Annotated in this window: 28 protein-coding genes; 17 read left to right on the top strand and 11 right to left on the bottom strand. The window is 63.6% G+C overall.

Annotated features, from left to right (window positions below; all coding sequences use genetic code 11):
* Positions 1–4 precede the first annotated feature (4 nt).
* The 3 genes from NSO95_RS05025 to NSO95_RS05015 form a co-directional block, all read right to left on the bottom strand.
* Positions 5–886 carry a CPBP family intramembrane glutamic endopeptidase gene (locus NSO95_RS05025; RefSeq protein WP_257595067.1) on the bottom strand — a complete coding sequence of 294 codons (882 nt, stop codon included), beginning with the start codon at positions 884–886 and terminating at the stop codon, positions 5–7.
* Positions 883–1,539 (bottom strand): hypothetical protein, encoded by a 657-nt coding sequence (locus NSO95_RS05020; protein ID WP_257595066.1) that lies wholly within the window; start codon positions 1,537–1,539, stop codon positions 883–885. The genes NSO95_RS05025 and NSO95_RS05020 overlap by 4 nt, the downstream gene beginning before the upstream one ends.
* Before the next feature lie 62 nt (positions 1,540–1,601).
* Positions 1,602–2,291, bottom strand: coding sequence for a response regulator transcription factor (locus tag NSO95_RS05015; RefSeq protein ID WP_257595065.1), 690 nt, complete (start codon positions 2,289–2,291; stop codon positions 1,602–1,604).
* A gap of 293 nt (positions 2,292–2,584) precedes the next feature.
* On the opposite strand from NSO95_RS05015, the gene NSO95_RS05010 reads away from it, so the two are divergent.
* Positions 2,585–3,406 carry a helix-turn-helix transcriptional regulator gene (locus NSO95_RS05010; protein ID WP_257595064.1) on the top strand — a complete coding sequence of 274 codons (822 nt, stop codon included), beginning with the start codon at positions 2,585–2,587 and terminating at the stop codon, positions 3,404–3,406.
* A gap of 238 nt (positions 3,407–3,644) precedes the next feature.
* A complete protein-coding gene (locus tag NSO95_RS05005) occupies positions 3,645–4,955 on the top strand; it encodes an HD-GYP domain-containing protein (RefSeq protein ID WP_257595063.1) in 1,311 nt (436 codons plus the stop codon).
* 25 nt (positions 4,956–4,980) lie between these two features.
* Here the strand turns inward: NSO95_RS05005 and NSO95_RS05000 are convergent, their stop codons facing one another.
* Entirely contained in the window at positions 4,981–6,039 is a 1,059-nt protein-coding gene (locus NSO95_RS05000; RefSeq protein WP_257595062.1) for a bifunctional transcriptional activator/DNA repair enzyme AdaA, read from the bottom strand.
* 109 nt (positions 6,040–6,148) lie between these two features.
* Between NSO95_RS05000 and NSO95_RS04995 the strand changes: the two genes are divergently transcribed.
* Positions 6,149–7,726, top strand: coding sequence for a trypsin-like peptidase domain-containing protein (locus NSO95_RS04995; RefSeq protein WP_257595061.1), 1,578 nt, complete (start codon positions 6,149–6,151; stop codon positions 7,724–7,726).
* Positions 7,727–8,242: 516 nt separating this feature from the next.
* On the opposite strand, the gene NSO95_RS04990 is transcribed toward NSO95_RS04995, so the two are convergent.
* Positions 8,243–9,070 (bottom strand): TauD/TfdA dioxygenase family protein, encoded by an 828-nt coding sequence (locus NSO95_RS04990; RefSeq protein ID WP_257595060.1) that lies wholly within the window; start codon positions 9,068–9,070, stop codon positions 8,243–8,245.
* A gap of 212 nt (positions 9,071–9,282) precedes the next feature.
* On the opposite strand from NSO95_RS04990, the gene NSO95_RS04985 reads away from it, so the two are divergent.
* The 6 genes from NSO95_RS04985 to NSO95_RS04960 all read left to right on the top strand — a co-directional run bounded on the left by NSO95_RS04985 (position 9,283) and on the right by NSO95_RS04960 (position 16,637).
* Positions 9,283–9,837 carry a F0F1 ATP synthase subunit delta gene (locus tag NSO95_RS04985; protein ID WP_257595059.1) on the top strand — a complete coding sequence of 185 codons (555 nt, stop codon included), beginning with the start codon at positions 9,283–9,285 and terminating at the stop codon, positions 9,835–9,837.
* A gap of 41 nt (positions 9,838–9,878) precedes the next feature.
* A complete protein-coding gene (gene atpA / locus NSO95_RS04980) occupies positions 9,879–11,408 on the top strand; it encodes a F0F1 ATP synthase subunit alpha (RefSeq protein ID WP_257595058.1) in 1,530 nt (509 codons plus the stop codon).
* A 157-nt stretch (positions 11,409–11,565) separates the two neighbouring features.
* The gene (locus NSO95_RS04975) at positions 11,566–12,435 is read left to right on the top strand and encodes a F0F1 ATP synthase subunit gamma (RefSeq protein WP_257595057.1); all 870 of its coding nucleotides are present in this window, start codon (positions 11,566–11,568) and stop codon (positions 12,433–12,435) included.
* A gap of 21 nt (positions 12,436–12,456) precedes the next feature.
* On the top strand, positions 12,457–13,914 hold the full coding sequence (gene atpD, locus NSO95_RS04970; RefSeq protein WP_257595056.1) for a F0F1 ATP synthase subunit beta: 1,458 nt from the start codon (positions 12,457–12,459) through the stop codon (positions 13,912–13,914).
* Between the two features lie 160 nt (positions 13,915–14,074).
* Positions 14,075–14,332: an ATP synthase F1 subunit epsilon gene (locus NSO95_RS04965; protein WP_257595055.1), complete on the top strand. Its 258-nt coding sequence runs from the start codon at positions 14,075–14,077 to the stop codon at positions 14,330–14,332.
* A 148-nt stretch (positions 14,333–14,480) separates the two neighbouring features.
* A complete protein-coding gene (locus NSO95_RS04960) occupies positions 14,481–16,637 on the top strand; it encodes a prolyl oligopeptidase family serine peptidase (RefSeq protein ID WP_257595054.1) in 2,157 nt (718 codons plus the stop codon).
* 39 nt (positions 16,638–16,676) lie between these two features.
* Here NSO95_RS04960 and NSO95_RS04955 read toward each other — a convergent pair whose 3' ends face one another.
* On the bottom strand, positions 16,677–17,174 hold the full coding sequence (locus tag NSO95_RS04955; protein WP_257595053.1) for an RrF2 family transcriptional regulator: 498 nt from the start codon (positions 17,172–17,174) through the stop codon (positions 16,677–16,679).
* Positions 17,175–17,235: 61 nt separating this feature from the next.
* On the opposite strand from NSO95_RS04955, the gene NSO95_RS04950 reads away from it, so the two are divergent.
* On the top strand, positions 17,236–17,871 hold the full coding sequence (locus NSO95_RS04950) for a hypothetical protein (RefSeq protein ID WP_257595052.1): 636 nt from the start codon (positions 17,236–17,238) through the stop codon (positions 17,869–17,871).
* Positions 17,872–17,901: 30 nt separating this feature from the next.
* Here NSO95_RS04950 and NSO95_RS04945 read toward each other — a convergent pair whose 3' ends face one another.
* Positions 17,902–18,255 (bottom strand): PilZ domain-containing protein, encoded by a 354-nt coding sequence (locus NSO95_RS04945; protein WP_257595051.1) that lies wholly within the window; start codon positions 18,253–18,255, stop codon positions 17,902–17,904.
* Between the two features lie 250 nt (positions 18,256–18,505).
* Between NSO95_RS04945 and NSO95_RS04940 the strand changes: the two genes are divergently transcribed.
* Positions 18,506–18,760 (top strand): DUF1153 domain-containing protein, encoded by a 255-nt coding sequence (locus NSO95_RS04940; protein WP_257595050.1) that lies wholly within the window; start codon positions 18,506–18,508, stop codon positions 18,758–18,760.
* 60 nt (positions 18,761–18,820) lie between these two features.
* On the opposite strand, the gene NSO95_RS04935 is transcribed toward NSO95_RS04940, so the two are convergent.
* Entirely contained in the window at positions 18,821–19,114 is a 294-nt protein-coding gene (locus tag NSO95_RS04935; RefSeq protein WP_257595049.1) for an HNH endonuclease, read from the bottom strand.
* Positions 19,115–19,205: 91 nt separating this feature from the next.
* Complete coding sequence (gene glmU, locus NSO95_RS04930; protein WP_257595048.1) at positions 19,206–20,561, bottom strand: bifunctional UDP-N-acetylglucosamine diphosphorylase/glucosamine-1-phosphate N-acetyltransferase GlmU; 1,356 nt, start codon at positions 20,559–20,561, stop codon at positions 19,206–19,208.
* A 59-nt stretch (positions 20,562–20,620) separates the two neighbouring features.
* Between glmU and NSO95_RS04925 the strand changes: the two genes are divergently transcribed.
* The 6 genes from NSO95_RS04925 to NSO95_RS04900 all read left to right on the top strand — a co-directional run bounded on the left by NSO95_RS04925 (position 20,621) and on the right by NSO95_RS04900 (position 25,044).
* The gene (locus NSO95_RS04925; RefSeq protein ID WP_257595047.1) at positions 20,621–21,304 is read left to right on the top strand and encodes an HAD family hydrolase; all 684 of its coding nucleotides are present in this window, start codon (positions 20,621–20,623) and stop codon (positions 21,302–21,304) included.
* Positions 21,305–21,435: 131 nt separating this feature from the next.
* Entirely contained in the window at positions 21,436–22,365 is a 930-nt protein-coding gene (locus NSO95_RS04920; protein ID WP_257595046.1) for an SDR family NAD(P)-dependent oxidoreductase, read from the top strand.
* 37 nt (positions 22,366–22,402) lie between these two features.
* A complete protein-coding gene (locus NSO95_RS04915; protein WP_257595045.1) occupies positions 22,403–22,663 on the top strand; it encodes an AbrB/MazE/SpoVT family DNA-binding domain-containing protein in 261 nt (86 codons plus the stop codon).
* Positions 22,664–23,080 carry a PIN domain-containing protein gene (locus tag NSO95_RS04910; RefSeq protein WP_257595044.1) on the top strand — a complete coding sequence of 139 codons (417 nt, stop codon included), beginning with the start codon at positions 22,664–22,666 and terminating at the stop codon, positions 23,078–23,080.
* A gap of 74 nt (positions 23,081–23,154) precedes the next feature.
* Complete coding sequence (locus NSO95_RS04905; RefSeq protein ID WP_257595043.1) at positions 23,155–24,237, top strand: hypothetical protein; 1,083 nt, start codon at positions 23,155–23,157, stop codon at positions 24,235–24,237.
* Between the two features lie 120 nt (positions 24,238–24,357).
* Positions 24,358–25,044, top strand: a complete 687-nt coding sequence (locus tag NSO95_RS04900; protein WP_257595042.1) for a DUF4328 domain-containing protein — start codon at positions 24,358–24,360, stop codon at positions 25,042–25,044.
* 6 nt (positions 25,045–25,050) lie between these two features.
* Here NSO95_RS04900 and NSO95_RS04895 read toward each other — a convergent pair whose 3' ends face one another.
* Complete coding sequence (locus NSO95_RS04895; protein ID WP_257595041.1) at positions 25,051–25,404, bottom strand: DUF2794 domain-containing protein; 354 nt, start codon at positions 25,402–25,404, stop codon at positions 25,051–25,053.
* A complete protein-coding gene (gene epsC, locus NSO95_RS04890) occupies positions 25,401–26,114 on the bottom strand; it encodes a serine O-acetyltransferase EpsC (RefSeq protein WP_257595040.1) in 714 nt (237 codons plus the stop codon). The genes NSO95_RS04895 and epsC overlap by 4 nt, the downstream gene beginning before the upstream one ends.
* Between the last annotated feature and the right edge of the window lie 6 nt (positions 26,115–26,120).

The raw sequence follows: 26,120 nt of genomic DNA, 5'->3' as shown, positions 1-26,120 counted from the left end.
CGCGCTACCCTTTCCGCCGCGCCCACCACGGGCGCATCACATGGCCACGCTCGGCCGCCAGCTTGACCAGCCACACCCCGAACATGGTCGCCACGATCAGCGCGATGAGCGAGGCCTCCAGCCCGAAAGCCCCGCCGCTCAGCAGCGCGTTCCCGCTCAGCTGCGCCTGCACCAGCCCGTCGACCTCGTTGCCCGAGACCGGCACGTCCCACACCAGCCCCTGGGTCATGTTCCACCCGAAATGCAGCCCGATCGGCGCCCACAAGGATCGCGTGAGCATATAGGCCCCGCCGAGCAGTACCCCCGCCTCCATCGCGATGGCGAAGGAGGAGAACCAGCTCGCATTGTCGTTGGTGATATGCGCCAACCCGAACAAAGCCGAGGTCAGCGCCAGCGCGGCCCACGATCCGGCGAACTCCTCGACCCAGCGGAACAGGATGCCGCGAAACACCAGCTCCTCGACGAAGCCCGCGCTGATCCCGGCGGCGAACAGCATCGGCACCCAGTTGCTCAGCCCGCCCCAACCCTCGATCCGGTACACCCCGAGCACCGCCGCGATCCCGACGATCAGGCTCATCAGCGCAAAGGCGCCGAGCATGCCCAGCCCGAGGTCGCGCAGCGATCCCGCCAGCGGCAGGTCGTCATGCTTGCGCTCGCCCAAGTGGCGCAGCACCAGCTTGTAGAGCGCGAACAGCACCGCCACCGCGATGGTGGTGCGCACCGCCCCGCCCCATTGCTCGTCGAGCGTGAGCGGCAGCTGGACCAGCGCCCAGCCGAGCAGCGCGATGGTGCCCGCGGTGAGCACGGCGGCGACCAGCAGGGCGACGAGCGGGAACTCCCAGATCGCGCGCCATAGCGGGCGGGCGGGTGCGGCGGTGTCGGTCATGCGATGGCCCTCGGTTGGTTCGCCGCGTCGGACGACATACCGGCCCTCAAGTCAATCCGCCCGCCCGATCCGCTCGCGCCCTGCCCCATCCCGGTGCACTCCGGGGCGCGCGGCGCAGCGCTCATCTGCACACCGACACCCCCCTTTTCCGAAACACGCCGGCACGTAAAGTTATCGCGTGAAGCCGGCGCAGGCCGGAACGCACCGCCGCGCCGCAGCAGCGCGAAAAGCACAATATCGCAAGGCTTTGTAGCGATCGCGACGACGCGCCCGCGAAACAACACCGGGCGGACCTTGCCGGTCTCGAGCCACCCCATCAGTACGACACGTGTCACCTTCCGCAAATCGGGCCGTCGCCGCCCGGCGGGGCGATTTTCCGGCCCCGAACCGGGTGGCGTCAGCACCCGGTCCCACGCCCAGGCAAACCCCTCCGCCCCCGCGCGCCCGCGCAAGCGATAGGCCGAGGTGCGCGACATCCCGACCGCCCCCGCCGCCGCCGCAACCGAACCGGTAAGATAGAGCTGCACGAGAAAATGGCACTGCCGCGCAATCGTCCACCCGTCGCGCCGGGTGCGCAGCGGGACGGGAAGGAAGAACGGCGGCTTGCGCCGCGCGCGGTGTGCGGGGGTGGGGCGGGGACGGGAGCGAGGCATCTGCGAGTTTGGAGCAGAAATGCGGCGTGTAGGAAAGGGATCGCTTGCCCCCCCCAGCTCAGCTATGCCCGTCCAGCGACGATCTGATCGTACAACTCCATATCGAACCGCATTCTGACCATTTCCGATACGTGAGACATATCGAGCTTGCTCATAGCGTTGGCACGGTGGATTTCGACTGTTCTCGGGCTGATATCGAGCTTTCTCGCGACCTGCTTGTTCGTCAGCCCATCGGCTACAGCGGCAGCCACCTCACGCTCACGGTTTGAAAGGCTGGCATTGCGGCGACGCGCTGCGACGGCGCGTCCGACTATTTCTTGCAGGAAATGGGCAGGCAAGTTGGATTGCTCAATCACACTTTCCAGTTCTTTCTCGGAGATAGGGAAACTCATGTAGTGTGACGCCCCCCTCGCCAGCGCAGCAAGGACCTTCGATGGCGCGGGCGCAGTCGAATATGCGATTAGCGGAGGCTGACGGCGGGTATAATCCTGGAATCCTTCCAGCCAGTCGCTCAGGTTGCCGTTTTCGTCACATGCGAGAACGCGATCGACGTCCATTTCGGAGTTATGGTATTCGGCCAGACTTTCGAATGGTTCGGCATGGTATCCGAATTGCAGAATCAGGCGGCAAATCTGGTGGCGTCTCTGCGGATCTCCATCGACCACCGCAAATTTCAAACTGGCCGCACCATCGATGGATTCTTTAAGTCCATCTCGAACTGTCTCGAGTTGTCCCGTCTGTGGCGTGTACATAAATCTAGCCCCCTAAAAATATCAACAGAGGGTTCTTGAGATCTGCCATTTACTTCAACTGTTAACCCTCTACTGACCGATTAGGTATTTGCCGCAGCACTAAAAAGTAACGCGACTGAGGGTGAGGTTGTTTCCTGACACGCAATCGATTGTCACGCATTTACGTGACATTGAGCCTGAGGCACGTTAGCCTGTTAAGGAGCCGCATAAATGAATCAAGGAGATACCGGCGCTCTGGGCCGCAGGTCGATCAGGAATTGGGGTGGCGCAATGTCTGTGAATGCATGATGAGTTTGGAACGCGAAGCCAAAGGGGACTTTGGCCTTGACTTAGGCCGGCAAGGCGCGGGGGCTCCAACCAAGAGTGATGGAGAGCTTTTTCGTGAATTCACGAAGATTTTGATTGCGCCGAATGTCCTGGATCTTATAGCTCAAATGTCGAAACTGGCGAACATTTACGGCTTCGGCGCGCTATATGCTGTGTCACCTATTACTCGTGATAAGCAGTTCTGCCACCATATGACAGCTGTCGGATTTCCATCGGTCTGGGAACGTCAATGGAAACGAAGGCTGTACTGGGTCGATCCATTGCTCGACTACGCATTGTATCATCCGCAAGTCTTTCGCTGGTCGAGAATTTTCTCGGAAGAATGCTCGTCGAAAGCTCAGCGCCGATATGTCGAGTTCTGCTCACAACTCGGAATGACCGATGGTCTTGCGACTGCGTGCTATGGTCCAGGTGGCCGCACCGGTTTCGTCGGATTTGGGTTTCCCGAAGGGGAGGATTGCTTCTCGGCACAGAGCTATTTGGCGATCGCCCACATCGCACAATTGTCGTTTGCGCGCTATTGCACGATCATGCACGGCAAGGCTGCCACGCCCCCGAGATTATCGCCTCGGGAAAGAGAGATAATGCGATGGGTAGCGCGCGGAAAATCAAATTCTGAAATCGCTATAATCGTGGGGATATCACGTCATACAGTGGACACTCATTTGCGGCGGGTTTTCAGCAAATTTGGAACAACCGACCGTACGGTTGCATGTTTGAGGGCGGTCGAACTCGGCTGTATCCTAATTTCTGAAACTGACACCCTTATCGGGCCTGATCTCCGTTGACCGGTTTAGGCATTTCGGCCCAAGATTAAGCCTGGATCCTTCGAGGAGACCATTCTTTGCTGACAGCCATTCCTTTTTGACAGTTCGCAAGTCCGAACGTCGCTTTTCCCTTCTCGCCGAGCCACCTCTTCCGCAACGGACATGGTCCACTGGACGATTACTTCGCTCGTGGGCGTTTTACGCCACGCTATGGCCTTTTACCTATCTACTGCAATGCACACGGAAACCGGCTGCTGGCATGGCGATCTCTCTTGCTTCCCAAGGAAGGTTCGGACCCTCGATCATGTTGAAACACGTTGCTCTTTCGGACCTGGAACTCGGCATGTACGTCCATAAAATGGAGGGTGGATGGTTCGACCATCCATTCTGGAAGCCCAGCTTCTTGATCAGCAATAAGGATCGCCTGAACGTATTAAGGAAGAGCCGCTTGCGTGGGGTGATCATTGATATCTCCCGGGGCAAGGATTTGGCACTACCGTCGGGCGAAACTTCGCCATCGGAGAGCGGGGCGACCGCCTCTATCAAAAGGCGGATCGAGGTGATCAGCAAAAGGGGGCGGCGCGAGGGATACGTCGCAAAGCCGATCAGCATTGGGCAGGAACTCGCAGGCGCACATGCCATCGCCACCCGGGCCGGCAACCAGTTGCATCGCACCTTCATGGCCGCGCGTCTGGGGAAGGCGTTAAATGTCTCTGCGGTCGAGCCGGTGGTGAACGACATCTTCCATTCGGTCAGGCGCAATCCACACGCTTTCAGCGGCCTGATGCGTTGTAAGCTGAAGAACGAAACGATGTTCCGCCATGCAGTGTCTGTCAGCGCGCTTATGGTCTCGCTGGCGCAAAAGATGCAGTTACCCCGGCACGACGTTCACCAGTGCGGGCTTGCCGGGATGCTCCTGGATATCGGGGTAAGCTACCTGCCGCAGACACTCGAACCAAGCAGTGGGAGCTTCCGCGACGCTGACCCAAAAATCTGGCAGCAACACGTGGTTCTGGGCTATCGCTCGCTGCATAATGACAACGACTTGCCAAGAGCAGTCCTAGACGCCGTGCTGCAACACCACGAGCGGATCGACGGCGGCGGGTTTCCCCACCAACTTGAGGGAAGCGAGATTTCGACCTTTGCTCGCATGGCGACGATCTGTGACACATTCGATTTCCTTCTCTGCCAAACCGGAACAGCATGCGGGCTCGACCCTGCCAAGGCGATCGATCAGATGAAGACAATGGAAGGCGCCTTTGACGAGGAGATCCTGAATCACTTCGTCGAGTCTGTGGGTCTATATCCTGTAGGATCGTTCGTCAGGTTGCAGAGCGGGAAGCTGGCCATGGTGATCGACGAGGATGCAGAGGACCATATGCGTCCAATTGTCCAAGCCTTCTACTCGCTTGCCCAAGGGGAGCAGATTACTCCCCACCGCATCGAACTGGCACGCAGCGGAGAGCAGGACTGCATCCTCGGTATCGCCGAACTTGCCGGCCTCGGCCTGCCAGACGATCAGCATCTGCGAGAAATGATTTTTTTCAGCACATACAAAAATGTAGGTTGATCGGATCGGAAGAGCGCGGCGAACTTTACCCGTCAGAATAGCCGCGTTCCCGTTTCAGCAGTTCGGCCTTGATCTCGGTGCCATAGGCGTAGCCGCCCAGCCCGCCATCATGTGCGATCACGCGGTGGCAGGGGATGAGGACGGCGATGTTGTTCGCCCCGTTGGCGCTGCCCACCGCGCGGCTCGCCTTGGGGTTGCCGATCGCGGCGGCCTGCTCGCCATAGCTGCGGGTCTCGCCCGGGGGGATCGCGCGCAGGGCTTCCCAGCATTTCTGCTGGAAGGCGGTGCCACGCACGTCGAGCGGGATGTCTGCGCCCCCCACGCCAATGGTGCCGGGCTGCTCGACCGCGCTGACGACGCGCGCGAAGAGGTCGCGGAATTCCTCGCCGCCCTCGACCAGTTTGGCGCGGGGGAAGCGGGCGCGCAATTCCTCTTCGCCTTCGTTGAAGCTGAGGCAGCACACGCCCCTTTCGGTCGCGGCGACGAGCATCGGGGCGATTGTGGTCTCGACGATCGTGTAGTGAATGGTGCGGCCCGCGCCGCCGTTCTTCCAGTCGCTCGCGCTCATGCCCAGCTTCCCCTCCATCGCATCGTAGAAGCGGCTCGGCGCTTCGAAACCGGCGTCGTAGATCGCGTCGGTCACCCGTTCGGCTCCGGCGAGCGCATGTTTCGCCCGCTCCTCGCGCAGCGCGCGCTGGAAGGCGGCAGGCGAGAGGCCGACCGCGCGGGTGAAGACGCGCTGGAAGTGGGTCGGCGAATAGCCGGTGAGCGCAGCGAGCTTCTCCAGCGAGACCGCCTCCTCGCTCCGACGCAGCAGGTCGAGCGCATCCTTCACCGCACCTTCCTCGCGCGATTGCTGGGCCGGCGCGCAGCGCTTGCACGCGCGCAGGCCCGCCGCCTCGGCATCGTCGCAGGTGGCGTAGAAGCGCACATTCTCGCGCTTGGGCGCGCGCGCGGGGCAAGAGGGGCGGCAGTAGATCCCGGTCGAGTGGACCCCGGTGACGAACACCCCGTCGAACCGCCGGTCCTTCGCCAGCGCGATCTGCCAGCGCATGTCGTCGGTGAGTTTCGTGCCTGATTCCATCGTCTGCTTCCTTGCCACCGTCATGCGATGGGCGCCAGCTAGCAGGCCGGGCAAGCCCCCGCGTCCCGAAGCTTGCGGTCAATGTGTCGCGCGCATAGACAGCACGGCAATGACCCGCTTTATCTCTGCGCTGCTGGCGCTGTTCGCGCTTGTCCTGCCGCTCGCGACGCAGGCCGACCCGGCGGATATCGACGCGGCAGCGCGAGGGGTGGTGCGCGTGGTCATCATCGGCAGCGACGGGGACGAGGTTTTCCCGATCAGCCACGGCACCGGCTTTGCCGTCAGCCCCACGCGGATCGTCACCAACGCGCATGTCGTGCGCGAGGCGCTGCAGGACGACACGCTCCAGATCGGGGTGGTGCCGAGCGAGGGCGACGATGCGACCTATGCGCGGATCGTCTCGGTCAGCCCGAACAACGATCTCGCGCTGATCGAGATCACCGGCAGCCTGCGCCTGCCGCCGCTCACCCTGTCGGGCGGCCCGATCGGCGACAGCGGCGAGGTCTCCTCGGTCGGATATCCGAGGAATGTCGACCAAGCGCAGGGGCTGGAGATCGAGGACATCTTCAACTCGCAGCCGCCGGTGAAGTCGCGCGGATTCATTTCCGGCACGCGGCCGACCCGGCAGTTCGATTCGATCCTCCACACCGCACCGATCGCGCGCGGTAACTCGGGCGGGCCGCTGCTCGACGGGTGCGGCCGGGTGATCGGGGTCAACAGCTTCGGCGCGGAATCGGGCAGCTCGGAAGCCGAGTTCTACTTCGCAGTGTCGATGAAAGAGCTGATCCCCTTCCTCAATGCCAACGGCGTACCGGCGCGGGTCAACGAACTGCCGTGCCGCAGCCTGTCCGAACTCGACGAGGCCGAGCGCGCACGGATCGAGGCCGAACAGGACAAGGCGCGCTCCGACCTCGCGGCGCGCAGCGAAGAACAACGCGAGAAGCGCGAGCGCGCCCAGCTCGAGGCGGAGCTCGAAGTGCAGGCCGAGCGCGAGAACGCGATGCTCTTCACCCTGCTGCTCCTGCTCGTGGGCACGGGTGCAGGCGTGGTGGCGTGGCAGGGCTGGCAGAAGCGGCAGGCAGCCAAGGTAGAGGATGGCGCTACCGCCGACCCGCGCGACGAACGCAAACTGATGATCGGCGGCAGCATCGCCGCGGTCGCCCTGATCGCCGCGCTGGCGCTGTGGTTTACCCGCCCGGGCCTCGACGCGATCGACCGCAAAGTCGATGCGGCGATGGCGGAGGACGGCGATGGAAATGATACACCCGGCGCAAAGGCCACCGCGAGCGGCGCGCTCACCTGCACGCTCGACGTCAGCCGCAGCCGCATCACCGGGGCGCCGGACGAAACGGTCGAGTTCGGCTGGCAGGACGACGGCTGCGTCAACGGGCGCACACAATACGGCCTCGCCAGCGGCGAATGGAGCCGGGTGTTCGTGCCCGACCAGGACGAGGCGGTGTCGATCAACTACTACGATCCGGCGACCGAAACCTTCCGCACCGACCGCTACCTGCTCGGCCGCAACGCGATGAGCGCCGCCCGCGAAGCGCGCGGGAAATACAGCCCGCCGTCGTGCGACCGCGCTAACGCCGCTGCCGAACTGGGCGACCTGCAAGGCGCGGTCACCTCGCTGCTGCCCGAGGCACCGAACGAGCGGCTGGTTTATCGCTGCGAGGTGAAGGAGTGATGCGGTGCCTAGCCCTCTCTTTTCGCTAGAGCCGTGTGCGCTAGCAGGCATCGCACACCATCCCCCTGCCCCCTCCCGCAAGGAAGGGGGAAAGTGCTCCGCAAGATCAACATCCGCCCTTTTCTCGTCACCCCGGGCCTAACCCGGGGTCCCGCTGCCTTGGCGCCGCGCCAGAGGTAAAGCGGGACCCCGGATCAAGTCCGGGGCGACGCTTATGGTATTGTAAGCGTGAGCGAAGGTGGCTGCTTTGATTAGGCTATTCTCCGCACCACCGCTCCCGTCATTGCGAGATGCCGCTGGCGATGCGGCAATCTACTGCTGGCAGCGCGCGCTGGCTCGCTTCAGACTGAGCGTTGGTGCGTCTAAAATTCGAGACGAATACACACTCCACTTTCCGTCACCCCGGGCTTGACCCGGGGTCCCGCTGCCTTGGCGCCGCGCCAGAAGTAAAGCGGGACCCCGGATCAAGTCCGGGGTGACGAGCTATTCTCCGTATGAGAAAATCAGTGGATGCTCCTAAGCCGCCAGCGCCTCGCCGCTCAGGGTGATGCGGTGCATTTCGCGAGCGTGACCGTGGTAGTCGTTGAGCGCATTGTGCCAGGTGGTGCGGTTGTCCCAGATCGCCACCGTTCCCGGCTGCCATTGCACGCGGCACTGGTTGTCCTCCCGCACCGCCTCGGCCAGCAAGCGCTGGAGCAGCGGCAGGCTCTCCTCACGGGTCTTGCCAGTGAAGTTGATCGTGAAAGCGCCATTGACATAGAGCAGCCGCCGCCCGGTCACCGGATGGCGGATCACCACCGGATGCACAGCGCCGGTCTGGAGATCGTGCCCGCGCAGAGTCGCCCCCTGGTCGGTCTGCGCGTAGATTCCGTCGGCCTTATAGACATGGTCGGCGGTGTGGAACGCCTCCAACCCCTCGATCTCCGCCTTCAGATCGTCGGGCAGCGCGTCGTAGGCCGCGCCCATATGCGCGAACAGCGTGTCCCCTCCGTTGGGCGGGAGCAGCCGCGCAACTAGGATCGAACCCATTGCGGGCACCTGGTCATAGGAATGGTCGGTGTGCCACGCGCCGCCGATATTGGTCTGCTGATCGGCACCCTTCTTGACCACCGCGATCTCCGGATGTTCATCGGTCAGCGGGAAATAGTTGTTGATGTCGATCCCGCCCCAGCGCCTGCCGAAGCGGATATGGTCTTCCGGCGAAAACTCCTGGTCGCGGAACACCGCTACACCGTGATCGTAGATCGCCGCCTTGATCGCATCCACTTCCGCGTCGCTGCACTGCGCAAGCTGGACCCCGGAAATCTCCACCCCACAATTCGGCGCCATCGGCGTCATGTCCATAAAGAATCTCCCTCTCTCTTGCCGGCACCATAGCGTGAAATCTGCGCAGGTGCATTCTGCGAAATATATGTGACGCAAATCGCGACCGACTCGGGTTGCACTTGCGAAGACCCGATGCTAGGCGCGCGCCAGCTTTGCCGGGGTGACTCGGTCACCTCTCATGGCGAAGCCGATGCATCGTTATTCCCGGACCCGAAGAGGACCTCAAGCGCGTGGATATTTCCGCCGGTATTCAGGCTAGCCTGTCAGGGCGTTACGCCTCGGCTTTGTTCGATCTGGCGAGCGAGGCCGGAACCGTGTCCGCCGTGGAGGCGGATCTCGACACGCTGGCCTCGGCGCTCGCCGAATCGGGCGAACTGCGCGATGTCACCACCAATCCGGAACTGAGCCGCTCCGCGCAGGGAGCAGCCATTGCCGCAGTCGCCGCACACCTCGGGTTGAGCGCACTGACGAAGAACTTCCTCGGCGTGCTGGCGCAGAACCGCCGCCTCGGCCATCTGGGCGACATGATCCGCGCTTTCCGCAGCATTGCTGCCGCGCAGCGCGGCGAAGTGACCGCCGAAGTCGCCAGCGCGCATGCGCTGAGCGATGCCCAGCTCGAAACGCTGAAGGCCAAGCTGACTGCGCGCGAAGGCCGCACGGTCAAGCTGAATTCCACGGTCGACCCCGATTTGCTGGGCGGCCTCGTCGTAACCATCGGCTCGAAGCGCATCGACGGTTCGATCCGCACCCGTTTGAACTCCCTCGCCCAATCAATGAAGGCGTAAGCCGCAAAAAAGCGCCGATGAAGGCCTAAAGGACACATCACATGGAAATCCGCGCCGCAGAAATCTCCAAGGTCATCAAGGACCAGATCGCCGGCTTCGGCACCGAAGCGCAGGTGAGCGAAGTCGGTAAAGTGCTGTCGGTGGGTGACGGGATCGCCCGCATCCACGGCCTCGACAAGGTCCAGGCCGGCGAGATGGTCGAATTCGCCAACGGCGTGCAGGGCATGGCGCTCAACCTCGAAGCCGACAACGTCGGCGTCGTGATCTTCGGCTCGGACAGCGAGATCAAGGAAGGCGACAGCGTCAAGCGGACCGAGACCATCGTCGACGTTCCCGTCGGCAAGGGCCTGCTCGGCCGCGTGGTCGATGCACTTGGCAACCCGATCGACGGCAAGGGCCCGCTGACCGATGTCACCCGCAGCCGCGTCGAAGTGAAGGCGCCGGGCATCATCCCGCGCGAATCGGTTTCGGAACCGGTACAGTCGGGCCTCAAGGCGATCGACGCGCTCGTTCCCGTCGGCCGCGGCCAGCGCGAGCTGATCATCGGCGACCGCCAGACCGGCAAGACCGCCGTCGCGATCGACACCTTCATCAACCAGAAGACCGCCAACGCGGGCGACGACGAAGGCAAGAAGCTTTACTGCATCTATGTCGCGGTCGGCCAGAAGCGCTCGACCGTCGCGCAGATCGTGCGCCAGCTCGAAGAAAACGGCGCGATGGAATATTCGATCGTGGTTGCCGCGACCGCTTCCGAGCCTGCCCCGCTGCAGTACCTCGCGCCCTACACCGGCTGCGCGATGGGCGAATTCTTCCGCGACAACGGCATGCACGCGGTAATCGTGTATGACGACCTTTCCAAACAGGCGGTGGCCTATCGCCAGATGTCGCTGCTGCTGCGCCGCCCGCCGGGCCGCGAAGCCTATCCGGGCGACGTGTTCTACCTTCACAGCCGCCTGCTCGAGCGTGCGGCGAAGATGAACGGCGCCAATGGCGGCGGTTCGCTGACCGCGCTGCCGATCATCGAAACCCAGGCCGGCGACGTGTCGGCCTACATCCCGACCAACGTGATCTCGATCACCGACGGCCAGATCTTCCTTGAAACCAACCTGTTCTACCAGGGCATCCGTCCGGCGATCAACGTCGGCCTGTCGGTGTCGCGCGTGGGCGGTGCGGCGCAGACCAAGGCGATGAAGAAGGTCTCGGGCTCGATCAAGCTGGAGCTGGCGCAGTACCGCGAAATGGCGGCCTTCGCGCAGTTCGGTTCCGACCTCGATGCCTCGACCCAGAAGCTGCTCAACCGCGGCGCGCGGCTGACCGAACTGCTCAAGCAGCCGCAGTTCAGCCCCATGCCGTTCGAAGAGCAGACCGTCTCGATCTATGCCGGCACCAACGGCTATCTCGATGCGATCGCGGTCGACCGGGTGACCGAATACGAAGCCGCGATGCTCAGCTTCATGCGCAACGAACACGCCGACGTGCTGGCCGACATCCGCACCACCGGCAAGTTCGAGGGCGAGACTGCGGACAAGACCAAGGCCGCACTCGACGCTTTCGCCAAGCAGTTCGCTTAATCACCAGGGGAGACCACCTAAACCATCATCGTCACCCTGAACTCGTTTCAGGGTCCATGTTTCAACCAAGCGCGGGTCCAGCGGACCTCGGCACCAAGACCGAAAATGGATGCTGAACCAAGTTCAGCATGACGGGAAAGGGATAGATTAGCACAAGATGGCAAGCCTCAAGGAACTCAAAGGTCGGATCAACTCGGTCAAGTCGACCCAGAAGATCACCAAGGCCAAGCAGATGGTCGCCGCAGCCAAGCTGCGCAAGGCGCAGGCGGCGGCCGAAGCCGCGCGCCCCTATGCCGAGCGGCTGAGCGCGGTCATGGCGTCGCTTGCCGGCAAGGTCAGCGGCGACAGTGCGCCCCGGCTGCTTGCCGGGACCGGCAGCGACCAGCGCCACCTGTTGGTGGTGGTCAACACCGACAAGGGCCTGTGCGGCGGTCTCAATTCGAACATCGTCAAGGAAGCCAAGCTGCAGGCGAAGGCGCTGATCGCGGCGGGCAAGGACGTGTCCTTCTACCTCGTGGGCAAGAAGGGCCGCGCGCCGATCAAGCGCGACTACGAGAGCCGGATCACGCAGAGCTTCGATACCAGCACGGTGCGCAACCCCGGCTTCGAGGAAGCCGAGGCGATCGCCGCCGAGCTGATCGCCATGTTCGAGGCCGGCAAGTTCGACGTCGCGCATCTGGTCTACCCGACCTTCAAGAGCGCGCTGGCGCAGGACCCGACCACTGTCCAGCTGATCCCCGTCCCCGCCCCCGCAGTGGCCGATGCATCCGATGCCGTGGTCGAATACGAGCCCGACGAGGAAGCGATCCTCGCCGAGCTGCTGCCGCGCTACGTCAAGACGCAGGTGTTCGGCGCGCTGCTCGAGATCAGCGCATCCGAACAGGGCGCCTCGATGACCGCAATGGACAACGCGACGCGCAACGCCGGCGACCTGATCAACAAGCTGACGATCATCTACAACCGTCAGCGTCAGGCCGCGATCACCACCGAACTCATCGAAATTATCGCTGGCGCTGAAGCGCTCTAAGCTTGGCTCAAGGAAACGAACATGGCTACCGCACCTGTCCTCAACCAGACCACCAATGGCACCATCAGCCAGGTCATCGGCGCCGTCGTCGACGTGCAGTTCCCGGGTGATCTGCCCGCGATCCTGACCGCGCTGGAAACGAAGAACGGCAACAACACGCTGGTTCTCGAAGTCGCGCAGCATCTGGGCGAGAACACCGTCCGCACCATCGCGATGGACGCGACCGAAGGCCTCACCCGCGGGCAGGAAGTCGTCAACACCGGCGCGCAGATCTCGGTGCCGGTCGGCCCCAAGACGCTGGGCCGGATCATGAACGTCATCGGCCAGCCGATTGATGAACGCGGCCCGATCGGCGCGGAAAAGTCCGCCCCGATCCACGCCGAGGCTCCGGCCTTCGTCGACCAGTCGACCGAAGCAGCGATCCTCGTCACCGGCATCAAGGTGATCGACCTCCTTGCGCCCTATGCGCGCGGCGGCAAGATCGGCCTGTTCGGCGGCGCGGGCGTCGGCAAGACCGTGCTGATCCAGGAACTGATCAACAACATCGCCAAGGGTCACGGCGGCGTCTCGGTGTTCGCGGGCGTCGGTGAGCGCACCCGCGAAGGCAACGACCTCTACCACGAATTCCTCGACGCCGGCGTCATCGCCAAGGATGCCGAAGGCAATGCAACCAGCGAAGGCAGCAAGGTCGCCCTCGTGTTCGGCCAGATGAATGAGCCTCCGGGCGCCCGCGCCCGCGTTGCGCTCTCGGGCCTGACCATGGCCGAATACTTCCGTGACGAGGAAGGCCAGGACGTGCTGTTCTTCGTCGACAATATCTTCCGCTTTACCCAGGCCGGTTCGGAAGTGTCGGCGCTGCTTGGCCGCATTCCTTCGGCGGTGGGCTACCAGCCGACCCTGTCGACCGACATGGGCAATTTGCAGGAACGCATCACCTCGACCAACAAGGGCTCGATCACTTCGGTCCAGGCGATCTACGTGCCGGCCGACGACTTGACCGACCCTGCGCCTGCAACCTCCTTCGCCCACCTCGACGCGACGACCACGCTGAACCGCGCGATCTCGGAGCTGGGCATCTATCCGGCGGTCGATCCGCTCGACTCCACCAGCCGCGTGCTCGAACCGCGCGTCGTCGGTGCCGAGCATTATGAAACTGCGCGCAAGGTCCAGGAAACGCTGCAGAAGTACAAGTCGCTGCAGGATATCATCGCCATTCTGGGCATGGACGAGCTGTCCGAAGAGGACAAGCTGACCGTGGCCCGCGCGCGCAAGATTCAGAAGTTCCTCAGCCAGCCGTTCCACGTGGCCGAAGTCTTCACCAACATCCCGGGCCAGTTCGTCCAGCTGGAAGACACGGTGAAGAGCTTCAAGGCCGTGGTCGAGGGTGAATACGATCATCTGCCCGAGCAGGCATTTTATATGGTCGGCGGCATCGATCAGGTGGTCGAGAAGGCCAAGAAGATGGCCGAGGACGCGTAAGGCAATCTAGGCCCTCTCCCCTTGCGGGAGAGGGTTCGGAGAGGGGTCGGGAGCGCAGCTCCCGTCTGCAACGTCGCAGCCCCCTCTCAACTCCGACTAGCGAACGCGTTCGCAAGTCTTCGTATCTCTCCCGCAAGGGGAGAGAGATGTGAGGTAGAGAATGGCACTGCATTTCGAACTCGTGACGCCCGAACGCCAGGTCCGCTCGGAAGACGTCTACATGGTCGTCGTTCCCGGCACCGAGGGCGAATTCGGCGTGCTCGAGGGGCACGCACCCTTCATGTCGACCATCCGCGACGGTGCGGTGCAGGTTTATCGCACCGAAGGCGCCGCGGCGGAGGAAATCCAGGTCCGCGGCGGCTTTGCCGAAGTGGGCGAGAACGGGCTGACCGTGCTGGCGGAGCACGTCGAAGCCTGATCGCGTATTCTTTGGTGGATTGACGAGGGCGGCCCACGGGTCGCCCTTTGCGTTTCGACCAACCGCATACGCAAACCGCCGAATTCGCTTGTCATTGCGCGCCCCATCGGCAGACTGCCCACCGGACTGAAACCGGGGACGCTCTATCATGAAACTCGTATCGACCCGCGCGCTGGCTGCTGCCCTCGCGTTCGCCACCCTCGCCGCTGCGCCGGTGGCTGCACAGGATGCCAACACCGTGACCGACACCGAATGGGAAGCCGCCAACGATCCCTTCATCTGGCTCGAGGAAACCCGCAGCGAGCGCGCGCTCGAATGGGTCGCGGGCGAGAACGAGAAAACCATTGCGGCGCTGCAAAACGATCCGCGCTTCGAACAGCTCAAGGCCGAAGCGCTGGCGATCTTCAACGCCGACGACCGCGTGCCCGGCGTCAGCTTCACCCACTACGGCATGGTCAACTTCTGGCAGGACGCGAAAAACCCCAAGGGCATCGTCCGGCGCACCACGCTGGAGAGCTGGCGGACCGAAAATCCGGTATGGGAGACCATCCTCGACATCGACGCGCTCGCAGCGGCTGAGAGCAAGGAGTGGGTCTACCAAGGCATGACCTGCCTGCCCCCCAGGGGCATGCGCTGTTTGGTCTCGCTGTCCGACGGGGGCAAGGATGCCAACGTCAGCCGCGAATTCGACCTCGAGACGCTGAGCTTCGTCGAAGGGGGCTTCGAGCTGCCCGAGAGCCAAGGCGGTGCCGAATGGCTCGATCAGGACACGCTGCTGATCAGCCGCAACTTCGGCCCGGACACTGTGACCGACAGCTTCTACCCCTTCACCACCCGCGTGTGGAAGCGCGGCACCAGCATCGAGGATGCACCCGAGATCTACCGCGGCGAGAAGGCCGACGTTTCATCCGGAGCCTATCTCCTGCGCGATGGCGATTCGGTGATCCACGGGCGGATGGCCTATCGCGGCCTGTCGTTCCACGAGCGCGCTTACTTCTTCGAGAAGGATGGCGAGTGGCTGCGGCTCGACATTCCCGAAAAGGCCAATCCCTACGGCATCATCGACGGGCAGATCCTGTTCTCGACCGATGTCGACTGGACGCGCGGCGACCAGACCTTCCCTGCCGATGCGATCGTCTCGGCCGATCTCGAAGCGTGGAAGGCGGATCCCAATGGCGTGCCGATGACGCTGGTCTGGGCCCCGGGCGAGCGCCAGACCAAGAGCGGTGGCGGTTCGACCAAATCGAGCCTCTATGTCAGCCTGCTCGACAACGTGCGCGGCAAGGTGCTGAAGTTCGACTACGAGGGCGGCAAATGGGTCAGCCAGCAGATCGCGCTGCCCGAGAACGCGACGGTCGGCATCGCCACATCGTCGGACGAAACCGACGAAATCATGTTCACCTCGACCGATTTTCTCGCCCCCGGCACATGGTACTACGCCAAGGACGGGGTGACGCTGGAAGCGGTCAAGGAAAGCCCCAGCCGCTTCGATTCCGCCGGCATGGAAATCGAGCAATACGAGGCGACCAGCAAGGACGGGACCAAGGTCCCCTATTTCATCGTCAAGCCCAAGGGCATGGTGATGGATGGTTCCACCGCAACCCTGCTGACCGGTTACGGCGGCTTCCAGGTGCCGCGCCTGCCCGGCTATCTCGGCTCGACCGGCAAGCTGTGGCTGGAGCGCGGCGGCGCCTATGTGCTCGGCAATATGCGCGGCGGCGGCGAGTTCGGGCCGGATTGGCACCAGACCGCGATCCGCGAGAACAAGCAGCGCACGTGGGACGATTTCATCGCCATCGGCGACGATCTGGTGAAGCGCGGCTTCACCTCGCCCGATCATCTCGGCATCCAGGGCGGGAGCCAGGGCGGTCTTCTGGTCGGCACCGCTTTCACCCAGCGGCCCGACCTGTTCAATGCGGCGATCGTCCAGATCCCGCTGTTCGACATGCTGCGCTATCATCTGATCGGGCGCGGCGCGTCATGGATCGGCGAATATGGCGACCCGCGCATCCCCGAGCAGAAGGCGTGGATCGATGGCTATTCACCCTATCAGAAGCTGACGGCGGACAAGGATTTTGCCCGCATCATGTATGTCACCTCGACCGCCGATGACCGCACCCATCCCAGCCACGGCCGCAAGGCGGCGGCGCGGATGGCGGCGAACGGCCAGCCCTATCTCTATTTCGAGGAAACCAAGGGTGGCCACTCGGGCGGGGTCGACAATGAACAGCGCGCGATGTTGCAGGCGATGCAGTGGGTCTATCTGATGCAGCAACTGATGGATGCGCCGTCTGGCGGGGAATAACGCGTAGCGATGGGTGGCCCCTCGGGGCCGCCCTTTCGGTCAGGCCACGGGATCGGTCTTCTGCCGAACCCATTCGACGATTTCGAGCAAATGCCCCGGCGTCGAACCGGCGGAAGCCTCCTGCATGATCGACGCCAGCGAGCGTCGCCGCAGCGCATCGCGCCATGCCGCTTCGGCATCGGCAAACGCTGCTGCCACTTCGCACGGGCGGCGGCACTCCTTGCGCGGAACACCGCATGGTCCGTTCTGGCGGATTTCGGTGCAACGAAACGCCGGACCCGGCCCTTCGACCGCGAGCACGATGTCGAGCAGGCTGATCGCATCGACGGACCTGGCGAGGCGATACCCGCCATGCTTGCCGCGCATCGATTCGAGCAGCCCCGCCCGGCTGAGTGCCTGCAGCTGCTTGGCGAGATAGGGCCCGGGCACTTCGAAGAATTCGGATAGCGCCTCGGCATTGAGGCCGCGCCCTTCCCCGACCAGCGCAATCACGGTGCAGCAATGCACCGCCCATTCGACACCCTTGGAAATCTGCACGCTTGACTCCTAATACGGATATTCTTTATCCGGATATCAAATATCCGATTAGGAGGATGTCATGGCAGGGGCTTCGGCACAAGTGCGCGCCAGACGAGCGCATAGGCGGGTGGCCGTATTCCTCGGGCTGTTTCTCGTGCTGCACTTTGCCGCGCATTTCGCGGCGCTAGATAGCAGGCAACTGCAAGAATGGGTGCTCCACGCAGGACGAGCGGTCTATCGCATCCCGGCGGTCGAGGCCGCGCTGGTGGCCGGTTTTGCCGCGCAGATCACACTCGGCATCGGCCTGGTGCGCGGGATTGCCGCGCGCAAGCGGAAGGATGGCTGGCACTATGCCCAGTTGCTGAGCGGATGCTATCTCGCCGCCTTCATCATCATGCACACAGGTGCGGCGTTGTTGACGCGATGGCTGTCGGGTCTCGACACCAGCTTCTATTGGGCGGCGGGGACATTGACCCTGTCACCGCTGAAGTTCGGCTTTGCACCCTATTACGCGCTGGCAGTGACCGCCCTTGGCACCCATCTGGTTGCCGCGCTGCATTTCCGGCTCCCTCGCCGCTGGCACGCGCCCGCGCTGGCAGGCGGCCCGGTGGCCGCGCTGGCGATTATCCTCGCCTATTCCGGGGCGCTTTACCCGGTCGAGCTGCCGGGCGAATATCTCGCCTATTTCGGCAGCTATTTGGCCGTCAAAGAATGAAGTGGCAATTCACAGGTCACAGGTCACAGGTCAGGCAGCGCGGTTGGCAGAGCAAGCGGACCGGTCCGCAGCTTCCGCCGACGGATCGAGGGTCTTCGCGTAATCGTTGAGCGCGAAGTCGAGCGTCGTCGGATGCAGCGGGTGGCGGAATTCGATCCCCACCTGCCCGTCGCGCACCCACCTTACTCTGGCGGCGGTCGTGGCCTGCAAGCCGTAGAGGCGCACGAGGACGAGCTCTCCGGGGACGAGCACCAGATCCTCGGGCGGTTCGATCAAGGCCCCTCCGATCGACGCATCCACGATCAGCACCGCACGCACCCGGCCACCTGCGAAAAGCTCGGCGGCAAGCAAGGCTTCTGTTCGGGGGTTGCGACGATCTTGCAAAATGACCTCCGGAAATCGGTGCGACCCATTTCCCTGATGGTGTCTTCCCCTACCGCAGAATGGCTAATAAATATTAATGGCAGCCGATCGGACGGCGCGCGGATGACAAGGCCTGCGCGCAGGTCGCGGTTCGTCGCAGGAATTGGGCATCCCGGATGGTAAATCCCCGGTTTGCCCTGTCCGTTTCGGCGAAATTAAGGCTCGAAGCCCGAGTGTTTCCAACGACGGGGGCGTTTGTTGGAGAATTGTCATGCCCAATCCCCGGAACGAGACGATCGCCTCGCGGATCAAGCGAGCGGGCCTGCCGGAATCCTATGATGTCCATTGGTCGAAGAACCGCAAGGAAGAGGTCGTCAAGGCCGTCCGCGACAAGCTGATCACTTTCGACGAGGCGCGCTGGCGCTACCTGCTCAGCCGCCGCGAATTCGAAAGCTGGGAACGCGAAGTCGCCCGGGACGCCGGAGCGCGCAAGGACGCGACGCGCAGGGATCTTGAACTGACCTGAACTGCTGGTCCCGGTTCCTTTTGGTCTCCTGAGGTCTTCTGCCCCACGGGTCGCCCGCTTTCACCGCCGCCCCTTGCCCCCTGTTCGGGTCGGTGCGTGAAAGTCGGGCGGCTTGTCCTTCACCCACTCGACGAATTTGACCAACGCATCGTTCGCCAGCAGCGCCGCGCGGTCCTCGCCGATACGGGCAAGCTGCGAATTGGTGAAATGGGTGTGGATCGCGGTGTGGCACATCGGGTGAACCGGAACCTTCACCTTGCCCTTCTTCGCCTTGGGCACCGGGTGATGCCACTCGATCTGCGTCTCGAACGGGCGGTCGCAAAGCCAGCAGGTTGGTGTTTCCTCCATCGTCATTGCGAGCGCAGCGAAGCAATCCAGAGTGGTCCGGAGCTGCTCTGGATTGCCGCGTCGCCTGCGGCTCCTCGCAATAACGGAAGAACCCCGCTCACTTCTTTGCCGCCGCTTTCTTCTTTTTCATCGTGTCGTGGAAGCGGTCGGCCCAGCCGGGTTTGACCATCTGCTCGGCCCGCACCATGCGCAGCTCGCCTGCGTCGACATCGCGGCTGACCGCGCTGCCGGCGGCGACAATCGCGTCGGCCCCGATCCGCACCGGGGCGATCAGCGCGCTGTTGCTGCCGATGAAGGCGCGGTCGCCGATCTCGGTCTTGTATTTGAAATAGCCGTCATAATTGCAGGTGATGGTGCCCGCGCCGATGTTGGCGTCTTTCCCCACGACCGCATCGCCGAGATAGGTCAGGTGGCTCGCCTTCGCCCCCTCGCCCAGCACCGCCGCCTTCATCTCGACGAAATTGCCGACCTTGCTGCCCTTCTCCATCACCGCGCCGGGGCGCAGGCGGGCGTAGGGACCAACCGAGCAGCCCTCACCGATAGTCGCTCCCTCCAGATGGCTGAAAGCGCGGATCGTCGCGCGGCTGGCCACCGTCACCCCCGGGCCGAAGACGACGTTTGGCTCGATCACCACATCGCTGGACAGTTGCGTGTCGTAGCTGAAGAACACCGTTTCGGGCGCGCGCAGGGTGACCCCTTCGGCCATCCAGTGTTCGCGCTGTTCCTCCTGCCACTGGCGCTCGGCAGTCGCGAGTTCGGAGCGGCTGTTGATCCCGGCGACCTCGTTCGGATCGTCGGTCGTCACCGCAGCGCAAACGCGCCCGTCCGCGATTGCGATGTTGACGATATCCGGCAGGTAGTACTCGCCCTGCGCATTGTCATTGCCGACCCGGTCAAGCAGCGCCCACAGATCCGCCGCCTTCGCCGCCATCAGGCCCGAATTGCACAGCCGGCAGGCGCGCTCGGTCTCGCTGGCGTCCTTGAACTCGACCATCTTGGAGATGCGGCCCTCGCCGTCGGCGATCACGCGGCCATAGGCGAGCGCGTCGTCGGGCTCGAACGCCAGCACCACGGCGGCAGGGCCGTCGGCATCGTTCAAACGGTCGAGCATCGCCTGCATCGTCGCCGCGCGCACGAAGGGCACGTCGCCATACATGACCAGCACATCGCCCTCGAAGCCCGCCAGCTGCGCCTGCGCCTGCTGCACCGCGTGGCCGGTGCCGAGCTGCGGCTCCTGCAAACAGGTCTTCGCCCGTTCCCCCAGCGCACTTTCGAGCTGCTCGCGCCCCGCGCCGACGACCACCACCTTGTGCGCCGGCTCGAGCGCATCGACCGAGGCCATCAGATGGTCGATCATCGCGCGCCCGGCGATCGGGTGAAGGACCTTGTGCAGGTCCGATTTCATGCGGGTGCCCTTGCCCGCAGCGAGGATGACGGCAGCGAATTTGCTCATGGATGGCCCCATGCCAGCAAATGCTTGCGGATTGAAGAACCATAAGCCACCGCAGGCGGATGACCGCATTTCCTTTCGACGCCGTCGGTTTCGATCTCGACGGCACCTTGCTCGACACCTTTCGCGATCTCGGTACGGCGGTGAACCACGCGCTGGCGCTGGGCGGGTTCGAACCGGTGCCGGTCGACAGTTCGAAGGACCTGATCGGCGGCGGGGCGAAGATCATGCTGGCGCGCGCGGTCGACGCGCAGGGCGGCCTGCCCGATGAGGAATTCCGCCCGCTCTACAAGGCGATGCTGGCCTATTATGCGGAACACAACGCGGTCCATTCACGGCCCTACCCCGGCGCGCTGGAAGCGCTCGATGCACTCGACGCAATGGGCGTCAAGACCGCCGTGGTGACCAACAAGTTCGAGGAGTTCGCCCGCTCGATCCTGTCGCAGCTCGGCCTTGCCGACCGGTTCGTGACGATCATTGGCGGCAACAGCCTGGGAAAGGGGCCGGACGGCAGCTTCATCGCCAAGCCTGCGCCCGATCCGGTGCTCGCCGCGCGCGAGCGGTGCGGAGGCGGAAGCTTCGTTTTCGTGGGCGACAGTTCCTACGACGTCGCGGCGGCGCGCGCGGCGCAGGTGCCGGTCGTCGTCGCGGCCTATGGCTATTGCGACAAGCCTCCGCATGAGCTGGGCGGCGACGCGGTGATCGATTCGTTCGGCGGCCTTATTCCCGCCCTCCGCGCGCTGTAACCACTGCGGCATAACCCTACGGAATCGCGGTTTGCCGCGCAGGTGGTTGCAACCATCGCGCGAAACTGCCAACCCGCGCGCTGATTTACGCAAACGTAAGGCCGCAACGGCCCGATCAGGAGGATTACGCCATGACCATTTCGTTCAAGGACAAGGTTGCCATCGTCACCGGTGCGGGCGGCGGGCTGGGCCGCGAGTACGCGCTCGAACTCGCGCGGCGCGGGGCGAAGGTGGTGGTCAACGACCTCGGCGGCGCGCGCGACGGCACCGGCCACTCGGACATGGCGCTGAAGGTGGTCGAGGAAATCGAGGCGATGGGCGGCGAAGCCATGTCGAACGGCGGCAGCGTCACCGAATACGAGCAGATGGAAAAGATGGTCGCCGACGCCAAGCAGAAGTGGGGCGGCGTCCATGTGCTGATCAACAATGCCGGCGTGCTGCGCGACAAGACCTTCGTCAAGATGACGCCCGACGATTTCGAGTTCGTCCTCAAGGTCCACCTGACCGGTTCGGCCTTCGTCACCAAGGCGTGCTGGGAAACCTTCCGCGAGCAGGCCTATGGCCGCATCCTGATGACCGCCAGCAGCACCGGCCTGTTCGGCAACTTCGGCCAGGCCAATTACGGTGCCGCCAAGCTCGGCCTCGCCGGCCTGACCAAGACGCTCCAGCTGGAAGGCGCCAAGTACAACATCAAGGTCAACACGCTATCGCCCGTCGCGGGCACCCGCATGACTGAAGACCTGTTCCCAGAAGAAGCCTTCAAGCTGTTCGATCCAGTCAACGTGGTCCCCGCGGCGCTGTTCCTCGTCAGCGAGGATGCGCCGACCAATGCCATCGTCGGCGCGGGCGCCGGGGGCTACCATTCGTCGTGGACGGTGATGAACGACGCTGTGTGGTTGCCCGAAGGCGAGCGCACGGTCGAAGGCTTCGCCGCCAACTGGGACAAGATCGGCGAGTTTTCCAACCTCACCGCCCCGCAGAGCGGCAGCGAGCAGTCGGGCAACATCCTGCGCGCGATGCAGAAGGTAACCGGCACCGGGCCGAGCTCGGCGCGCGGCTGATCTTGCGATCGGGGCGTATATCCCGTATATACGCCCCATGACCAAGCCGGTTCACACCAAGACGTTCAAGTCCGGCAATAGCGTTGCCGTGCGACTGCCCAAGGGTTTCGGCATTCCGGAGGGGGTGGATTTGGAACTGGACCAGAAGGGTGATGTGGTCACCTTACGCGTAGTCCGCGATGCCGATCATGAACGCGCCGCCATGTTGCAGATGCTCGATGATCTGAAGAGGTTGCCGAAACCAACAAGCGTAGAGAAGCGCGATCCGATCATCTTTCCCGATCGCCCCGGCTTGTAATTGGCAACCCTGATCGACACCGATATCGCGATCGAACTGCGCGACGGCAGTGCCTGGGCAGCGGCGAAAATCAGTCAACTGGAAGCACCGCTGCTGGTGTCAGCGATTACGCGGATCGAACTCGAGAATGGCGTGCGCGCGGTGCCTGCCGAAGCGGAAATCAGACAATTACGCGTCGACCGGATACTCCAGACAATCGAGACGCTGGATTTCGGAATTCGCGAAATCGATGCATATCGTCGTATCCTTTCCATCACTGGGTTTTCGCGGCGCAAGATTGCCGACCGCATGACCGCCGCGACGGCACTGGCGCACGGCATCCCGCTCGCAACACTCAACGGGCGCGATTTCCTCAATGTGCCGGACCTCGAACTCATCGCGTGGGAACGTCCTGCCGAAGTTTCCGACCAACAATAGCAACGCTTTGCCGTGTTGACACACTAATACACCCAGCGTACCACCCGCTCCATCACAGGGGAGGAGATACACCCATGTATACCGAAGACGACCTGCGCAATGCGGTGGCGAGCGGCGCGATCAGCGCCGACGCGGCCGAGGCCCTGCGCAATTCCGTACGCGAGGCGCGGCTTGCGCCCTCGGGCGACGAGGAACATTTCCGGCTGATCAACAGCTTCAACGACATTTTCGTCACCATCGCGGCAGTATTGCTGCTGGTGGCAATGGCGGGCATCGGCCAGGCGCTGACGCCCAACCTCGACGGCCCTCCTCCATTCGCCGGGGCCTTTGTCGCCGCCGCTGCATGGGCGATGGCCGAGTTCTTCACCCGCAGGAGGCGCATGGCCCTGCCCAGCATCGTGCTGCTGCTGGCCTTCGTCGGCGGGGTGTTCGCCTGTCTGCTCGGCTTCATCGTGATGGCCTTCAGCGGAGACGATTTCGGCAACACCAACCAGACGCTCGCCGGGCTGCTGGTCGCAGGTGCCGCGCTCGCCACTGCTGGAGCAGCCTTCCTGCACTGGCGCCGCTTCATGGTCCCGATCACCGTGGCAGCGGGAGCCGGCGCGATCGCCGTCACCACCATCGCGCTGGTGGTTACGTCGATCGGCCCGGACAACATCCAAAACCCGGAAGCGACGATCATCCCGATGGTCTTCCTGCTCGGGATCGCGATCTTCGCCTTCGCCATGCGGTGGGACACCAGCGACCGCGAGCGGCAAACGCGCCGCAGCGACGTCGCCTTCTGGCTGCACCTGCTCGCCGCCCCGATGATCGCGCATCCGATTTTCCACTGGCTGGGTGTTACCGACGGCAATTCAGTCGGCCTCGGCGGTGCGGTGGCGGTGCTCGCGGTCTATGTGCTGTTCGGGCTCGTCGCACTGGCGATCGACCGGCGCGCGCTGCTGGTCTCGGCGCTGGCCTATGTGCTGGTGGCGCTGACCTTCCTGTTCGACCGCTTCGGCGCGGTGGAACTGAACGTCGCGCTCACCGCATTGGTTATCGGTTCGGCGCTGCTCACGCTGAGCGCCTTCTGGAGCCCGATCCGCCGCATGGTGGTCGAGGTCCTGCCCGGATCGCTTCAGGCCCGCCTGCCGGTGACCGCCGCGCTCGCCGCCTGAGACGATTTTGGCGAATTCCGGGGCTTGCCCCGAGGGAGGCCCCTGCGCATAACGCGCGGGGGTTTTCTCTTTGGGGGTCGCAACCGTGAACATCGGATTCCATCGTGCCGAGGTAGGCGCATGAACGCGTCGCAGGCGCTCGACAGCCTCGCCTTTCGCGCGAAGGTGGTCAGGTTCATCGGCTGGACTTTCGTCGTTCTGACATTGCTGCAGGTGGGACTGTCGGGCTACATCGCCTTCAGACCAGCCGACGAGATCGTGGTGACGGCCGGCGGTTCAACCGACAGCATGACGCAAATGTTCACGCTGGCCTTTCTTTCCATCGGCCTGGCCATTCTCTGGCTGCTCAGCGCGCTCGCCTTCATGATCATGGCGCTGGTGTGGATTTACCGCGCGCATGCCAATATCGTCGAACAGGGCGTGCCGATGGATCATTCGCCCGGCTGGGCGGTGGGCAGCTATTTCGTGCCCTTCCTCAACCTGGTGGTGCCGTTCCGCGCCATGCGTGAGCTCTACAACCGCAGCCACGGCGAGATCCCGGAGCACGCGCATTCGGGGGTGGACGATGTGTTCGCCTGGTGGACCGCCTATATGGTCGGTTTCTTCATCCAGTGCGCGCTGCTCTTCAAGCTGGCGGTGAACGAACTGACCAACCTGATCATTTACGCTCCGCTGTGGATGGAGTTCGCCCTCAGCAGCTTCGTCTTTCTGCTGTTCGCGACCGCGGTGCTTATGCTGATCAAGCTGGTCGGCGCAATCACCGAGGCGCAGCGCAGCTCGGCGCATGTCGGGGCTGCGTTCGAGTAAATTGCCCTAGCTGTCGACGGCCTTGACCAGCCGACGCTCCATCGGGGCGAGCACGCCCATGAGCTCGTGCCCGCGCTTGAGCACCTGGCCGTGCTCCCCGAACAGCGTCCACATGCCTTGGCGGTTGCGCAGTGCCGGGCGCTTCTCGACCCGTGCCTGCGGGTGTTCGGCGGTGCGCCGGAAGGCGGCGAAGCTTGCGCTGTCGCGACCGAAATCCATCGCATAGTCGCGCCATTCGCCCGCTGCGACCATCCGGCCGTAGAGATCGAGAATGCGCTGGAGCTCTTCGCGGGTAAAGCCGATCTGATTGGGCTGGCGGCCCGGGAACGCGACGACGGTGTCCCCGGGATTCGGCTTCACAGGCTATCGGTCCCGCTGCGCTTCGCTGTCTCGCGTTCGCCCGCAAGTGCGCGCAGTTCGGCGAGTTCGGCCCGCATGGCCGCGATTTCGTTCTCCAGCTTCTCGACACAGTCGCGACCCGGAGCGCCCATCTCCTTGCACGGATCGTCGCACGGCGTGCCATAGGGAATGAATTCGCGGATCCATTCCTCCGCCGGAATCAGGGTGGAACGCGCCTTGAGCCCGATCATCGTCGCGCCTTCAGGCACATCGTCGGTCACCACGGCGTTGGCCCCGATCCGCGCGCGCTTGCCCACGGTGATCGGCCCGATGACCTGCGCGCCCGAACCGATGATCACATTGTCCGAAATGGTCGGATGTCGTTTGCCGCCGATGCCGTTGGTCGGATTGGTCCCACCCAGGGTAACGCATTGGTAGATGGTGACATTGTCACCGATCTCGGCGGTTTCGCCGATCACGGTGAAGCCATGATCAATAAACAGGTTCTTCCCGATCGTCGCCCCCGGGTGGATATCGATTGCGGTGAGAAAGCGGCTGAAATGGTTCACGAACCGCGCGAGAAAAAACAGCTGCGCTTCGAACAGCCAGTGCGCCACGCGGTGCAGGCCGAGCGCAAGCACGCCGGGATAGAGCAGCACTTCCCACCGCGAACGCGGTGCAGGATCGCGCGCGCGAACCGAGTCCAGATAGCTCTTCAGCCGGTCGAACATCGCGGC

Source organism: Parerythrobacter lacustris, from assembly GCF_024626475.1.
Taxonomy (GTDB): Bacteria; Pseudomonadota; Alphaproteobacteria; order Sphingomonadales; family Sphingomonadaceae; genus Parerythrobacter_A; species Parerythrobacter_A lacustris.
The sequence above is the reverse complement of the archived record's forward strand: the minus strand, read 5'-3'. Positions and strand labels throughout refer to the sequence as shown.

Excerpts from the sequence above, each read along its gene's own strand:
- NSO95_RS05025 (WP_257595067.1), bottom strand. The coding sequence starts at position 886 with ATGACCGACACCGCCGCACCCGCCCGCCCGCTATGGCGCGCGATCTGG.
- NSO95_RS05020 (WP_257595066.1), bottom strand. The coding sequence starts at position 1,539 with ATGCCTCGCTCCCGTCCCCGCCCCACCCCCGCACACCGCGCGCGGCGC.
- NSO95_RS05015 (WP_257595065.1), bottom strand. The coding sequence starts at position 2,291 with ATGTACACGCCACAGACGGGACAACTCGAGACAGTTCGAGATGGACTT.
- NSO95_RS05005 (WP_257595063.1), top strand. The coding sequence starts at position 3,645 with ATGGCGATCTCTCTTGCTTCCCAAGGAAGGTTCGGACCCTCGATCATG.
- NSO95_RS05000 (WP_257595062.1), bottom strand. The coding sequence starts at position 6,039 with ATGGAATCAGGCACGAAACTCACCGACGACATGCGCTGGCAGATCGCG.
- NSO95_RS04995 (WP_257595061.1), top strand. The coding sequence starts at position 6,149 with ATGACCCGCTTTATCTCTGCGCTGCTGGCGCTGTTCGCGCTTGTCCTG.
- NSO95_RS04990 (WP_257595060.1), bottom strand. The coding sequence starts at position 9,070 with ATGGACATGACGCCGATGGCGCCGAATTGTGGGGTGGAGATTTCCGGG.
- atpA (WP_257595058.1), top strand. The coding sequence starts at position 9,879 with ATGGAAATCCGCGCCGCAGAAATCTCCAAGGTCATCAAGGACCAGATC.
- NSO95_RS04975 (WP_257595057.1), top strand. The coding sequence starts at position 11,566 with ATGGCAAGCCTCAAGGAACTCAAAGGTCGGATCAACTCGGTCAAGTCG.
- atpD (WP_257595056.1), top strand. The coding sequence starts at position 12,457 with ATGGCTACCGCACCTGTCCTCAACCAGACCACCAATGGCACCATCAGC.
- NSO95_RS04965 (WP_257595055.1), top strand. The coding sequence starts at position 14,075 with ATGGCACTGCATTTCGAACTCGTGACGCCCGAACGCCAGGTCCGCTCG.
- NSO95_RS04960 (WP_257595054.1), top strand. The coding sequence starts at position 14,481 with ATGAAACTCGTATCGACCCGCGCGCTGGCTGCTGCCCTCGCGTTCGCC.
- NSO95_RS04950 (WP_257595052.1), top strand. The coding sequence starts at position 17,236 with ATGGCAGGGGCTTCGGCACAAGTGCGCGCCAGACGAGCGCATAGGCGG.
- NSO95_RS04940 (WP_257595050.1), top strand. The coding sequence starts at position 18,506 with ATGCCCAATCCCCGGAACGAGACGATCGCCTCGCGGATCAAGCGAGCG.
- NSO95_RS04935 (WP_257595049.1), bottom strand. The coding sequence starts at position 19,114 with ATGACGATGGAGGAAACACCAACCTGCTGGCTTTGCGACCGCCCGTTC.
- glmU (WP_257595048.1), bottom strand. The coding sequence starts at position 20,561 with ATGAGCAAATTCGCTGCCGTCATCCTCGCTGCGGGCAAGGGCACCCGC.
- NSO95_RS04925 (WP_257595047.1), top strand. The coding sequence starts at position 20,621 with ATGACCGCATTTCCTTTCGACGCCGTCGGTTTCGATCTCGACGGCACC.
- NSO95_RS04920 (WP_257595046.1), top strand. The coding sequence starts at position 21,436 with ATGACCATTTCGTTCAAGGACAAGGTTGCCATCGTCACCGGTGCGGGC.
- NSO95_RS04915 (WP_257595045.1), top strand. The coding sequence starts at position 22,403 with ATGACCAAGCCGGTTCACACCAAGACGTTCAAGTCCGGCAATAGCGTT.
- NSO95_RS04905 (WP_257595043.1), top strand. The coding sequence starts at position 23,155 with ATGTATACCGAAGACGACCTGCGCAATGCGGTGGCGAGCGGCGCGATC.
- NSO95_RS04900 (WP_257595042.1), top strand. The coding sequence starts at position 24,358 with ATGAACGCGTCGCAGGCGCTCGACAGCCTCGCCTTTCGCGCGAAGGTG.
- epsC (WP_257595040.1), bottom strand. The coding sequence starts at position 26,114 with ATGTTCGACCGGCTGAAGAGCTATCTGGACTCGGTTCGCGCGCGCGAT.